The 14,201-nt window shown below is 40.2% G+C and carries 13 protein-coding genes; 1 reads left to right on the forward strand and 12 read right to left on the reverse strand.

The features are described 5' to 3' along the window. Window positions 1-29 precede the first annotated feature (29 nt). A complete protein-coding gene (locus tag EZ456_RS17750; RefSeq protein WP_131532441.1) occupies window positions 30-1,124 on the reverse strand; it encodes a hypothetical protein in 1,095 nt (364 codons plus the stop codon). A gap of 717 nt (window positions 1,125-1,841) precedes the next feature. Beyond that, window positions 1,842-2,636, reverse strand: coding sequence for an SDR family NAD(P)-dependent oxidoreductase (locus tag EZ456_RS17755; protein ID WP_131532443.1), 795 nt, complete (start codon window positions 2,634-2,636; stop codon window positions 1,842-1,844). A gap of 542 nt (window positions 2,637-3,178) precedes the next feature. Here EZ456_RS17755 and EZ456_RS17760 point away from each other — a divergent pair. Beyond that, window positions 3,179-3,484 (forward strand): hypothetical protein, encoded by a 306-nt coding sequence (locus EZ456_RS17760; RefSeq protein WP_131532446.1) that lies wholly within the window; start codon window positions 3,179-3,181, stop codon window positions 3,482-3,484. A 98-nt stretch (window positions 3,485-3,582) separates the two neighbouring features. On the opposite strand, the gene EZ456_RS17765 is transcribed toward EZ456_RS17760, so the two are convergent. From EZ456_RS17765 to EZ456_RS17810, 10 genes are all read right to left on the reverse strand, one after another. Beyond that, complete coding sequence (locus EZ456_RS17765; RefSeq protein WP_165501366.1) at window positions 3,583-3,954, reverse strand: hypothetical protein; 372 nt, start codon at window positions 3,952-3,954, stop codon at window positions 3,583-3,585. A 77-nt stretch (window positions 3,955-4,031) separates the two neighbouring features. After that, on the reverse strand, window positions 4,032-5,162 hold the full coding sequence (locus EZ456_RS17770; RefSeq protein ID WP_131532450.1) for a sensor protein KdpD: 1,131 nt from the start codon (window positions 5,160-5,162) through the stop codon (window positions 4,032-4,034). 7 nt (window positions 5,163-5,169) lie between these two features. Next, complete coding sequence (locus EZ456_RS17775; RefSeq protein WP_131532452.1) at window positions 5,170-5,418, reverse strand: hypothetical protein; 249 nt, start codon at window positions 5,416-5,418, stop codon at window positions 5,170-5,172. Window positions 5,419-5,590: 172 nt separating this feature from the next. Further along, window positions 5,591-6,661: a porin gene (locus tag EZ456_RS17780; RefSeq protein WP_131532454.1), complete on the reverse strand. Its 1,071-nt coding sequence runs from the start codon at window positions 6,659-6,661 to the stop codon at window positions 5,591-5,593. Window positions 6,662-6,834: 173 nt separating this feature from the next. After that, complete coding sequence (locus tag EZ456_RS17785) at window positions 6,835-7,395, reverse strand: K(+)-transporting ATPase subunit C (RefSeq protein ID WP_131532456.1); 561 nt, start codon at window positions 7,393-7,395, stop codon at window positions 6,835-6,837. A gap of 107 nt (window positions 7,396-7,502) precedes the next feature. Beyond that, on the reverse strand, window positions 7,503-9,530 hold the full coding sequence (kdpB, locus tag EZ456_RS17790) for a potassium-transporting ATPase subunit KdpB (protein ID WP_131532458.1): 2,028 nt from the start codon (window positions 9,528-9,530) through the stop codon (window positions 7,503-7,505). Between the two features lie 7 nt (window positions 9,531-9,537). Then, a complete protein-coding gene (gene kdpA, locus EZ456_RS17795; RefSeq protein WP_131532460.1) occupies window positions 9,538-11,256 on the reverse strand; it encodes a potassium-transporting ATPase subunit KdpA in 1,719 nt (572 codons plus the stop codon). Between the two features lie 39 nt (window positions 11,257-11,295). Continuing rightward, window positions 11,296-11,373: a potassium-transporting ATPase subunit F gene (locus EZ456_RS17800; protein ID WP_082035969.1), complete on the reverse strand. Its 78-nt coding sequence runs from the start codon at window positions 11,371-11,373 to the stop codon at window positions 11,296-11,298. Window positions 11,374-12,054: 681 nt separating this feature from the next. Further along, complete coding sequence (locus EZ456_RS17805) at window positions 12,055-13,167, reverse strand: M20/M25/M40 family metallo-hydrolase (RefSeq protein ID WP_131532462.1); 1,113 nt, start codon at window positions 13,165-13,167, stop codon at window positions 12,055-12,057. A gap of 19 nt (window positions 13,168-13,186) precedes the next feature. Then, window positions 13,187-13,792 (reverse strand): N-acetyltransferase, encoded by a 606-nt coding sequence (locus tag EZ456_RS17810; protein ID WP_131532464.1) that lies wholly within the window; start codon window positions 13,790-13,792, stop codon window positions 13,187-13,189. Between the last annotated feature and the right edge of the window lie 409 nt (window positions 13,793-14,201).

The raw sequence follows: 14,201 nt of genomic DNA on the forward strand, positions 1-14,201 counted from the left end.
TCACAAAGTCAATCATTCAATCATCCATCTTAAAAACTAATAGCCAAACCACCAGTATAACCTAAAAATAAGGCATGTAGGGTATTGTCTTTTCGATCCCAGGTTTTTACATAATGTTTCTGTAGGCTTTTGCCCTCTTCGGTATTGGTTGATACAAAATTGAACGATGGTCCTGCAAAAATTTCTAAATTTTGGCCTATCCTAAGTGATGGCAGTAACTGGAAGGTCGATTTGAAATAATTGCCCCGTTTAAAGTTTTGCAATGAGCCAGCGGTAAGTTCTGCATTTAACCTAAAGTGTTCCGATTGAAAAAAGTGAGCCCCTAAGCCTGCTTCGAAAGCATAAACTTCATCTTTATTTTTAAAATTATAACCAGCACCAATAATACCATATAATACTTTCCCACCCGATCTGAATGTGGCCATGGTAGTTAAATTCTGGTTGGTGGTTAAAGCAATACTTTTCTCACCGTTTTTAACAATATTGATAATCCCAATTGGATAATCGCTGCTATCAGCTACGTTAATAAAACCTGCAAGCTGTACGCCCTTCACTTTCTTTGCCACATTGATAAAACCTGCGATCTGTGATCCTTTTACATCGGCGGCTTTATTCATAAAACCTCCAACCTGCAGTACTGAAACATTTTTCGAAGTCCAGTTCATAAAACCAGCTACCTGAGCACCACTGTTTTCTTTTGAGATATTGGCGAAGCCTGCAATAGCTGCTCCATTTCCACCCCCATAGGTATTGATAAAACCCGCAAACTGTGCCCCACTTGCTTTACCACCAATGTGGTTAGAAAAACCTGCGAACTGCGTACCACTTGCATTTTTACGCACAATATTGGAAAGACCTGCAAATGAGAGTCCTTTTTCTGCTGCCGAAACGCCAACTAGTGCGTTTAAAGAAAATACGTTTGTATCAAGAGCAGCATGGGTTCCGTTCGTACTTACCGGGTATACAAAACCAATATTTACTTTACCTTTTGTGCCTTCCTGTGCAAAACCATTTAAACCAGTGCTTAAGAGTATAGCTAAACCCAATGCTTTAACACCATATGCTTTATTGAAATTGATGTTTGCTGTAAAGCTGTTTTTAATTTTTGTCGAAGTTGTATTCATATCTATCTAATTTTAAAATGAGACAACAAATACAACACTTACCCCTACGTGCAACAAAAAAATATTTCTTTGCTCATTAATACCTTCGCCGTTCCCCGCATTATACCAGCGAAACCTCAAACATGCGCGCAATATTATTAAGTTAAGTAGAAGTCTTGTCAGTCTGAGTGTAATCGAAGACTTCTTGAGTGATAATCGCAAATAAATGCCCTTCTACTACGCTACCACTGACGTTATTTTACAAATTGTTATTAATCAGCATTTTAACTACTTTCGCATTTCCATCCAGCTAGGCCCTATCACGGTATCCCCGTTCTACTTAAATCCGGCCTAACAAATTTTTCGGGCTACACTGTTTTGGCCGCACAACTGGCTTCAAAAGAAAAATTTTCAGCCGGCATTTTTTGTTTCTTTTTGATGCCAAAAAGAAAGAGCCCTTCGGCGGCGGCGAGCCGAGGCAAGATCGTGGTGTATGGCAAAAGAAATCAATTATACCTCACTCATATTGATTTTTATAAAATAAATTATCCCTCAGGGTGACAATTTTTTTTACGATTATCTCTTAACTTAATGGTATTGACATGGGCGTTGGATTGATTCTGGAATGAGTCTGCCCAAAAGAATTGAGCATTATTAAAAGTATTTTTTTAGAGCCTGAAAATAATAAATTAAAAGTTCATTAGCCTACTTATGGACTCCCAAATCATCCATAATATACTACAATATCGACCTTACTAACCCACCCTCTACCCTAATGGCTGCCCCATTGGTTCCTGAGGCTAATGGACTTACATAAAAAGTAACTGCGTTTGCAATTTCACTAACATCAAGAAAGCGTTGCAGTAATGAAGTAGGCCGCATGTTCTTAAAGAAATCGGCTTCTACCTCAGCAATGGTGATGTTTCCTTTTTTTGCTAAATCTTCAATAAAACCACCAACCCCTTTTGATTTGGTAGGGCCGGGCAAAATTGAATTGACGGTTACTTCAGTACCTTGAGTTAATTCTGCCAAGCCACGACTAACCGCCAGCTGTGCAGTTTTAGTCATACCATAGTGGATCATTTCATCCGGGATAAACACTGCCGATTCGCTAGAGATAAAAACAATCCTGCCCCAATTTTTCTTTAACATCTTAGGGAATAGCTGCCGCGATAACCTGATTCCGCTCATCACATTGACTTCGAAAAACCTAAACCATTCTTCATCACTGATGTTTTCAAAAGCTTTAGGTTCAAAAATGCCTGCATTATTGATCAGTATATCTATCTCCGGAAGTTTATCTATCAAGTTACTTACTTCGTCAGCTTTCGAAAAATCAGCAGCTATGCCCGAAATAAATTCTTTCCCAGCAATACCTTGCAACGATTTCACTGCATCATCTACACTGCTTTGCGATCGGCCATTGATAATCACTTTTACACCTTCTTTTAATAAACTTTCGGCAATTGCAAATCCGATCCCAGCAGTAGAGCCACTTATAAAAGCTGTTTTATTCTTTAATTGTAAATCCATTTTTAATTTCAAAATAATGTTTATAATAAATAGTTATTACCTTGTGGGCTATACAAACTGAACAATTTTCTAGCTAAAAAGTGTCATAGGAATATGCTAAAATTCAATTGTTGGGTTTAGGTAATTCGGGCATCATTTTTGAACAGGCAGCATTGGGGAAGCAAAAAAATCCCATAGCTAAAACGTAATCAAACCTATCCATAAAAAAAACAGCAATCGCCCTCGCATTCGGAGTAGCCTTCGTATCTTGTAAAAACAACGAAAAGAAAACAGCAGAAAATTCTAAAGACAGTATAAGCACCAGTCAGGTTGAAGCACCAAAGGTTAACGACAGCGTTACCACCACAACTATCGATTGGGATAACATCCACGAAGCCAGGGAAATCGGCAAGTTTCCTTTTTTCACTACCCCAAAGGAATTTAAGATTTTAGATGAAAAAGATGGTTTATCAGATGTTTTCGACAATGAAAAATTAGAGAATTATACTGGCAATGACATATACACCGCAGAAGGAAAACTTGGGACAATTATTTTTGAAAATGTGGATGAACAAAGGTTTAATCAAAGATTATTTAATCAGAACATTAGCGATTATTTCACGAAAATAGGTGCAAAGCAAATATATAAGGGTAGCTATCCAGCCAATGAAACGGCCAATGAGGCCTTAAGAAATAAATTGAAAGAAAACCAATGGAATGGCAAGCACCATACTTTTGGTTTATCGGATGATGAACCCTTCACTGTATATGCTTTCAGAAATAATGGCAAAAATTATATCGTAAATGTACAAACCAATTCTGCCCAGGGCCATATTTTTATTATGGAGCTAAAAAGTGAAGTAAGATAAAATACAGAAGATTTTGCCAGTGCAAGGCTTGTATTTTATTAGACATATAAATCAAATTTATCTCTGTCCAATCTGATGAACAGGGATAAATTTTCATTCTATTTCGCGTTGTTCGACGTTTCAAAGTGTGTGGCTAATAACACCCCACCAAGAGCGGCTGTTAGAAAAACTCCCTCAAAAATCCATAGCCGTTTTTTCTTTTCTATGCCTCGGTAAAAGGTATGTGCAGCAATAACGCCCAAACCAATAAACTCGATGTTTCTTTGCACTCTTTTAGAAGAATCTTTATTTTTGATAAGGACAATGCGCAATAATTCATCAATTAAACTGATGTTTTTAGAAACACCTTTTCGAATCTGTGCCTTACTGGCCTCCGCACCCAGTTTCTTTGCAGCAGCCTGCAATCCTGCGGTGGTAATCTCGTTAATCAAATGTGTTTTGGTATCCTTTTTTTCCATATCGCTTTCCATAGGTCTTATTATTTCAACCCAACATAAAGGGATATGGTTTTGACTAATTTGAGAATTATGTGAATAGCCTTTGTTATTTAAGATAGGATAACTAAATCGATATCCTTCAGCGCCAGATTCTTCAACAGACCATTAAAAACCGCCGTACGTAGGATGACCTGAAAAATATTTAGATGGGGTTTCCCAATACAAATGGTGGTAATTTCTTTTTCGTTTGCGATATCGATGATGGTTTTGGTTATCGCATTACTTTTTACTTTGATCACTTCGGCCCCAAGCTCGGTAGCCAGTTTAAAATGATTAATCAGATGGCGTTGTTTATCAAGTTTAATGCGTTCCATGCTTTCACTATCGCTCTGCACATACAGTACAATCCATGGCGATCGGTAATAGGAAGCCAGTCTAGCTGTTTTCCGGATTACCACTCCTGCAGTTTCGGCGTTAGAAGAAATACAGGCTAAAAACCGTTCAGGCCGAAGTTTGATTGATTTTGGAATTTCGGTCTGGATTTTCCGTTCCACCTGGTGCACCACCTCTTTTAAGGCCAGTTCGCGCAACTGAAGAATTTTATCAGATTGAAAAAAATTGCCGAGTGCCCTTTCGATTTTCGATTGATCGTAAATTTTACCTTCTTTTAACCGGGTAACCAATTCGTCAGCCGTAAGGTCGATGTTTACGATTTCATCGGCAATTTCCAGTATCTTATCCGGGATACGTTCGGTAACCGCTATTCCAGTAATCTGTTCAATTTCCTCGTTAATGCTTTCCAGGTGCTGGATATTAACAGCCGAAATTACGCTGATCCCTGCCTCGAGCAGGTCGAAAACATCCTGCCAACGTTTGGTATTTTTGCTGCCTTCGGCATTGGTATGGGCAAGTTCATCTACAATAACAATCTCTGGATGGCGGTTCATGATCCCCTTGAGATCCATTTCTTCGATTTCCTTGCCCCGATAAAAGATTTTGCGTCTTGGAATATTGGGAAGACCTGCAACAAGCGCTTCTGTTTCTACCCTTTTGTGGGTTTCAACATAACCGATACAAATGTCTACTCCATTTCGCAACAATGCATGCGATTCCTGGAGCATCCGGTAAGTTTTACCCACACCAGCACTCATGCCAATATAGATCTTGAGCTTGCCGCGCCTGGATTTCTTCACCAGATCTAAAAAGTGCCTGACTGATTCTTCTTTTTGTTCTTCTTCCATGATCTTTTTACCAGGTAACAGTCATTAATCCTTTTTCTATCAATATGGTAACTGTGGTAATCATTATAAGGGTAAACAATACCAGCATAAATTTAAGTGAAATCTTTCTAGAAAGCAGTTTAAAGTATTTTTCAGTAGCATAACTTTTTTTGATAGCAGATGTTCTTTTCCTTTTTAACGAGCTTAATTTTCTCATCATTAACATTCCAAGGAACGCTAAAAACAGGCTGAATAAGATTTCTATATATGGATGCATTGTTTTTTTATTAAAAAATCATTCTATATGTCACGTTGAGCCTCCCGATGAATCGGGACAAGTAGTCGAAACGCTTTACCATGCATTTTGGCAAGTCCTTCGACAAGCTCAGGATGACAGATCTCAAAGAGTAGTCGTCATTCCCACCTGCCTGGAAATGACGACCGCGAAGCTAAAACGAAACTGCTATACTCGCTGTAAGGGTTGCATTGGCATTTACCGCTGCCGCATCTCTTACAAAGATTTTGTCCTTGCTATCATAGGCCTTTCCTTCTAACCTGATCACGGCATTGGAGATTGGCGAATAATCAAGGTTTAACGAGTATCCTTTGGTTTTGAAACCTTCTGGTGTTCCGGTTGCAATGAAGATCCCGTTTTTATCTTCATAATATTCGAATCTTCCGGCAACAGCCCATTTCGGTGCAAACTTGTATTGCAGGATTGCCACTGGTGAGATTACCTCGTTTTTATCGTCACTGCCTTTTGCTTTCTGCTGCGTACCATAGTCAAAACCAACAGTTACACCAAATTTATCGGTAACCTGAAAGATACCATAGATGTTGTGGTAAAACCTGTTTACCCGAACCGAATCCACACCCTCTGTCCCAAGGTAGTTGCTGTAGTTCACCGTGATCTTGTCTGTTGGTTTCCAGCTTAATTGAAGTCCGCCCGCAGGTTTATTATTTCCATTCTGACGGGTAATACGCTGCCACCCATTAAGGTAAAGTGCTGTTGCTGTAAATTTGCCATCTTTGGTGCCATAAGTAATTTTTGCACCTGATTCGTAGTAAGGGGTATTCTCCGAAGAAATGTTCCTGGTTAACACCCAACAGTCTTTTGAAACAGCACCTTCAAAACCGATGTGCGAAGAAAAGATTCCGGCATCAACCCAAAGGTTTTCCGATTTGGATAATTTCACGCCAGCATTGGCTTCGAAGATATTTTTTAATACACCCGGCTCAGCAGCAAGGTTTGCATTGGCATAAGTTCCTGCCATTACAGCTAAGTTTGCGCGGATATTTCCACTGTCATACGCAGCTTTAATAAAGCCAAGGTTCAGGTTAACCTCGTTTGCACGGTTATGTGAATAAATGAAGCCCGGGCGGTTATGGTCTGCCGGTTTGTTAAAATCGTATCCATAATAGGCTTCAAGATAGCCGGTTACTTTAATTTTCGGTTCTTCCTGTGCTTTCGCGAAGAATCCTGTAGTAAGTGCAGCAGCTAGTAATACTAATTTTTTCATAAAATTGGAATTGTTTTGTGTAGGGCAAAGCCAATGAGGCCCGTGCTCGTTTTTACGGGCCTCATCTGCTTTGTTATTGTTAATTTTTGGATATTGTCAGATTGACCGGTGATGCTGCCTGCCGGACTGTTTTGGCAAACGCTTTACAGGCAGGCAGCAAGATGGTCAGTTTTTTAAAGTTCGTCCAGGGCAAGGTTCAGTTTCAGCACATTTACCGATGATGGCCCGAACATTCCCATAAAGGGCTTAAGGGTATTCATTGCAACAAGTTCTTTTACTTTCTTCTCATCTATTTTCCTGGCCTTGGCCACTCTTGCCACCTGGATGGCAGCACCGGCTTCAGAAATATTCGGGTCAAGCCCACTTCCTGATGCGGTAACCATATCGGCAGGGATATCTGATTTTTTGATGCCTGGGTTGTATTTCAATAAAGTATCGATACGCGACTGCACCTCTTTTAAATAATCGGGGTTAGACGGGCCTTTGTTGGAGCCCGCAGAACCTGCGGCATTGTAAGCAACTGCTGATGGTCTTCCCCAGAAATATTCTGGTTTGGTAAAAGATTGGCCGAGCAGCGCATAACCTACTGTTTTACCATTTTTGGTGATTTTTTCTCCTCCCCCGTTTCCTTTAGACATTTTGCCGATAAAGGCTACACTGATGGGATATATTACGCATAACAGTACCAATAGTACAAGGGTTAAGCGGATGGATTGAATGATATACTTTTTCATTTTATTAAGTTTTAATTTTTCTTATTCGATTCGTCATTCCCAACTTGATTGGGAATCTTAAAGCTCTTGCATTACGATTCCCGCCTGCGCGGGAATGACGAACTCTTTTACACAAATAAACCAACCAATAAATCGATTATTTTAATGCCTATAAATGGAGCAACTACACCACCTATTCCATATATAAACAGGTTTCTGCGCAATAATGCTGTTGCACCAATAGGTTTGTAGGCTACACCTTTCAATGCCAGCGGGATCAGGATCGGAATAATGATCGCGTTAAAAATCACAGCCGACATAATTGCCGATTCTGGTGAATGTAGTCCCATAATGTTCAGGCTCTGCAAGGCAGGAATTGATGCGATAAACAATGCCGGAACGATGGCAAAATACTTGGCCACATCATTCGCAATGGAAAAAGTAGTCAGCGTGCCACGGGTAATCAGTAATTGTTTACCGATTTCTACGATCTCGATGAGCTTAGTAGGGTCGTTATCCAGATCGACCATGTTACCGGCCTCTTTTGCCGCTTGTGTTCCACTGTTCATGGCTACACCAACATCTGCCTGAGCCAAGGCAGGAGCATCGTTCGTACCATCCCCCATCATGGCTACCAGCTTACCGAGGGTCTGTTCATCTTTGATGTAATTCATTTTATCCTCAGGCTTGGCCTCAGCAATAAAATCATCAACACCCGCTTTCTCAGCGATATATTTAGCTGTTAACGGATTATCGCCCGTAACCATCACGGTTTTCACACCCATTTTCCTTAAACGTTCGAAACGTTCGCTGATTCCGGGTTTAATGATATCCTGCAACTCGATTACCCCAAGGGCTTTTTCATTTTCAGATACTACAAGCGGCGTTCCTCCATTAGTGGCAATAGCCTTTACATGGTTTTCGATATCAGATGGAAAAATATTTCCAGCTTTTTCTACAATATTTCGGATTGAATCGAAAGCCCCTTTTCTAATTCTTCTTCCTTCGGCAGTATCTAAACCACTTGACCGGGTTTCGGCTGTAAATTTAATAAACGTAGATCCCTGTGGTGTTCCGATAGATTTAATACCTTGCTCGGCTGCAAGCTCAATAATTGATTTTCCCTCTGGGGTTTCATCAGCCAACGAGCTCAGTACGCAGGCATCGGTAAAAGCTTTAATGTTTACCCCTGCTGTTGGATAAAAATTGGTGGCTTTACGATTACCAATGGTGATGGTTCCGGTCTTGTCTAAAAGCAGTACATCAATATCACCTGCAGTTTCTACGGCTTTACCCGATTTGGTAATTACGTTAGCCCTTAACGCCCTGTCCATTCCGGCAATACCGATGGCAGATAAAAGTCCGCCGATAGTAGTTGGGATCAGACATACAAAAAGGGAGATCAATGACGCAATGGTGATGGGTGTATTGGCATAATCGGCAAAAGGTTTCAACGTTACGCACACAATGATGAATACCAAAGTAAAACTAGCCAATAAAATGGTTAAGGCAATCTCGTTTGGTGTTTTCTGACGAGATGCGCCCTCAACCAAAGCAATCATCTTATCTAAGAAACTTTCTCCAGGAGCAGTACTCACCTGAACTTTAATCTCATCGGATAAAACTTTTGTACCTCCGGTTACCGAAGATTTATCACCTCCCGATTCGCGTATTACAGGAGCAGATTCTCCGGTAATAGCCGATTCGTCAATGGTGGCAATACCTTCTATAATCTCTCCGTCTGTTGGAATGGTGTCGCCAGTTTCGCAAACAAATACATCGCCTTTTTTTAACTGGTTGGATGAACGGATTTCGATGGTTCCGTTGGCCAAAAGCACCTTTGCTGGTGTTTCTTCCCTTGTTTTACGAAGGCTGTCGGCTTGTGCCTTACCTCTTGCCTCTGCAATGGCTTCGGCGAAGTTTGCAAACAGAACGGTAAGTAATAAAACCAAAAAGATGAAGAAATTGTATAATGGCGATCCTTGTCCGCTATGGCTGAAAGAATATACGGTAACATAAGCCATTACAAGTGTTCCTATTTCCACGGTAAACATTACCGGGTTGCGGACCATTACCCTTGGATCAAGCTTGATGAAAGATTGTTTTAGTGCGGTCTGCACCAAGGCAGGTTCGAACAATTTATTATTGGGTTTCATTGTATGTTTATTTAAGCATAGTAAAATATTCTGCCAACGGGCCTAAAGCCAGGGCAGGGAAATAAGAAAGTGCATTTAACACTATGATCACCGCAAAAGTCATCAGTGCAAAGGTTTTGGTATCTGTTTTAAGTGTACCAGCAGATTCAGGGATGAATTTTTTGGCGCCTAATAATCCTGCAATGGCAACAGGACCGATAATCGGCAAGAAGCGGCCGAGGAAAATCACAATACCAGTAGATAGATTCCAGAAGATATTATTATCGCCCAATCCTTCAAATCCCGATCCATTGTTGGCGTTAGATGAAGTCATTTCATACAGCATCTCAGAGAATCCGTGGAAACCAGGATTATTGAGCCAGTTTTTAGGCTGCACAGCCCAAGCGGCATCGCCATGACTGGTAAAGATGTAACTTGCAATTGCGGTTCCGGCAAGGATCAAAAACGGGCTTAACAAAGTAATAATAGCTGCAATCTTGATTTCTCTGGCCTCTACCTTGTGCCCAAGAAACTCGGGCGTTCTCCCTACCATTAATCCAGAAATAAATACGGCAACAATCAGGTAAATAAAATAGTTTAATAAACCAACACCACATCCTCCATAGAATGAATTGATCATCATTCCCAGTAATTGCCATGTACCTGACATCGGCATTGTACTATCGTGCATACTATTCACCGAACCAGTAGAAATAATGGTAGTTACAGTAGCCCAGTAAGCAGAGGCAGCCGGGCCGAAGCGTACTTCTTTTCCTTCCATGGCACCAGTGGATTGGGAAATTCCCATTTTAGCTAATGCCGGATTACCGCCCAACTCTGAGCTAAGCATAGGGATGAGCAGCATAAACAGACCAATGGTCATAACACCAAAGATGGTCCAGGCTAGTTTTTTTCTTCTAATAAAAAAGCCAAAAGCAATAACCATAGCAATAGGGATGATTACCTGTGCAATCAGCTCTACCATATTGGTAAAGTAGCTTGGGTTTTCAAATGGATGTGCCGAATTGGCGCCAAAATAACCTCCACCGTTTGTACCCAAGTGTTTAATAGCGATCAGTTGAGCAGCAGGACCGCGTGAAACGTTTACCGTATCACCCTGTAAGGAAATAAACTGGTCTTTCCCCTCATAGCTCGCTGGTGTACCGTTAAAGGTTAAGATTAAGGCTACCACAATGGATAAAGGCAATAATAAACGAGTAATTGATTTTACAAAGAATTCCCAAAAGTTACCCAGTTCGGTAGTTGTTTTATCTCTAAAGGCTTTAAAAAGGACTACTGCAGCGGCAATACCTGTAGCAGCACTTACAAACTGAAGAAACATAAGTACATATTGCTGGGTAAGGTAACTTACGCCACTCTCGCCCGAGTAGTGCTGAAGGTTACAGTTAGCAACAAAACTGATAATGGTGTTGAAAGCAAGATCTGGCGTCATCCCAGGATTTCCATCCGGATTGAATGGAAGTTTATCCTGATAGATGAGTACAAAAAAACCGTAAAACAACCATAGTACATTAATGGTAAGCAGTGCTTTTAACTGCTGTTTCCAGTTCATCTGTTCTTTAATATTGATTCCGGAAAGTTTGTAAATACCAGTTTCCAATGGTTTTAAAAAATCTGTCCAGACTTTTTCTCCTGCAAAAACCTTGGCCAGGTATTTACCCAATGGTATTGCGATGACCAGGGTGAGCAGGAATGTGGCGATAATGCCGGTTAATTCAGTGTTCATTTTTTGATTTGTTAATTATCCTCCTTAGAGGAGAAAGGATTAAAATTTTTCGGGTTTGATCAGCACGTAGATCATATAGATAAATACGGCGATGGCGATAATAAATAATGCGATCATAGTGTTAGATTTTTTCGAACCAGTCGATTGATTTGTAAGTAGCCCAGCAGAGTAGGATTAGGATTAAAAAAATTAGTATTGTCATGATTGTAATGATTTTGTATGCCATTAGCCAACTCTTATACCACAAAATAGAAAACACACACAAACCAATGATTTACAGATAATTACACATGAAATCCGTTTTTCAATTAAATTCAGGCATAAAAAAACCCTTCCATTTTGGAAAGGTTTTTTTCATTTGGGAAAAATTTGCCGTCATTGCGAGGAGGCTATTTTATTAGTAGTCTATATTTTTTTTCAAAGGCCTAATAGCTACTTAGTGGTCAGCTTCTATTTTATTGTAAAGATCCTTCAACTCCGCTCAGGATGACAATCGCAGCTGGAAGTATCCGTGGTAAAAAATAAAATTTCTGGTCTTAGCCTCTCGCTAAGACCTCATTATGTAATTGCGTGTTTTCTGAGTTTTTATAACACAATCGTCATTCCAACGCAGGTGGAAATCTTAATGCAACCTCCAAAGCCCAACAAGGCATTACGATTCCCAATCAAGTTGGGAATGACGAATCGCCAAATCTAATCTCATAGTGTAATTCTGTGCTTTCTGAGTCTCCGTGGCAAAAACTAAAGTCTTAGCGAGACGCTAAGACTAAGAAAGAGCGAGACGCTAAGACTAAGAGATTAAGAATGCCCGCCTAACTCCAAAGCTTCAAGCAGACTAATGTAAATATCAATCCCTTCTTCTATTTCTTCAATACCAATAAATTCATCGGCGGTATGAGAACGTGCAGAATTACCTGGCCCCATTTTAACCGAAGGCATATCCAGCCAGCCTTGGTCGGAACTTGTTGGCGAAAGGTAAGTTTTCCTGCCAAGTGAAAGTCCACTTACCACCACAGGATGCAGCATATCAATAAAAGATGGTTTTAATACATTTGGGCGCAAAGTAAAATGGCATGAAGTGTGATTGATGATGGTGTTCACAATTTCCCTTTCGGTATAATTATGATCGAAACGTATATCTACCGTAAAACTACATTCAGCCGGAACAATATTGTGTTGAATACCCGCCCTGATCTCTGTAACCGTCATTTTCACAGGCTGCGGTTGATCATCCATAATTGGAAACAGATAACTTTTGAACCATTCGATATCTTTAAGGGCATGGTAAATGGCATTATCACCTTCTTCCCTTGCTGCATGGCCTGAGCGACCTTTTGAAACACAGTCGATTACCATTGATCCTTTTTCGGCAATGGCCATATGCATGCCCGTAGGTTCGCCTACAATGGCAAAAGATATTTCTTTAATATCAGTTAATATGCTGCGGATGCCCAATTCTCCTGAGGTTTCTTCTTCGGCTGTTGCCGCTAGGCAGAGGTTAAAAGGAAGATCTTTTCGCTCATAGAAATACAAGAAAGTAGCGGTTAAAGCCACCAGCGGACCGCCAGCATCGTTACTGCCCAGGCCGTATATTTTTTCATCCTCTATAATCGAAGTGAAAGGGTCTCTGGTGTATTGTTCATTGGGTTTAACAGTATCGTGGTGAGAGTTTAACAGAATGGTAGGCTTTGAAGCATCCATGTGTTTATTATAACACCAGACATTATTGTATTTCCTAAAAGTGTTTATGCCTTGAAGGTTTAAAAAAGATTCGATCTGATCGGCGGTAAGTATCTCATCGCCACTAATAGAGGGAATAGAGATTAAAGCTGAAAGGAGTTCGAGTGATTCCTGATAGAGGTGGTTAAGATCTGGACCCTCGGTAAGTTTTATTTTACTGATCGTATTCATAACAATGTGGTTAGGTGTTTTAGGAATAAGTGATTTTCTGGTAGGTCTCAGCATGCTGATAAACTACGGGCTGTGCATCAGAAAAATATTCTGGATCGAAAAGCATAGCGGTACAGAGACAGTTGCATTTTTTCTTGCGGGTTAAAATATCGTAGTTCACACAGCTTTTGCATCCTTCCCAAAAATGCTCATCATGGGTAATTTCGGCAAAGCTGACCGGAAGAAAACCAAGTTTGGCATTCATCCGCATAATTGCAGGACCAGAGGTAATGCTAAAGATTTTTGAATTGGGATACAATCTTCTCGACATTTTGAAGATTCTGTTCTTTATTGATCTGGCTACCCCAGAATTCCTGAATTTGGGCGCAACAATAAGCCCTGAGTTAGAAACGAAGCGTTCATCTTCCCAAGTTTCGAGATAAGAAAAACCTACCCACTCGCCTGTATTGGTTAAGGCAATAACTGCTTTGCCAGCAGCCATTTTATCAATTACCGACGCTAAGGTTCTTTTCGCAATGCCTGAACCCCTTGCAATGGCCGATTGTTCTGTTTCCTTTATAATTTCTTCTGCGTAATGTGCATCGCCTTGATCAGCAATGCGTACAAAAATGATGTGGTTATCCATTATGATTTAAATTTCATGCTAGGCCAATCGCAAAGGAGATGCCCCAAAGCAGTATTAACACCTAAAAAGCAGTTTAAACAATGGTACAGGCCTCTATTTTTTTTCTTCGAGTATCATATCTTGTTGGCACCTTACCAAAATGGAAGGATTAATTTCATTATGGCAATCTATTACCCCATCTTGCAATTAGGAGCATTAACAAGCTAAAAAACTTTGTTGCTACATTAAACGTATGTTGGTTAGAATTAAGTGGAATTAGAATGAGGAAAGGGAGGATAATACGAATCGATCAATTGGTGGGCCGTGGATTTATACAAGATGAAAATGAACAGGAAATTGCATTTTGTTTAGCAAATCTTAATGGAAATATTAATATCGGTGACCTAGTAGAATTTAAAATCGAACTCAC

Origin of the sequence: Pedobacter psychrodurus (assembly GCF_004331735.1) — a bacterium.
Taxonomy (GTDB): domain Bacteria; phylum Bacteroidota; class Bacteroidia; order Sphingobacteriales; family Sphingobacteriaceae; genus Pedobacter; species Pedobacter psychrodurus.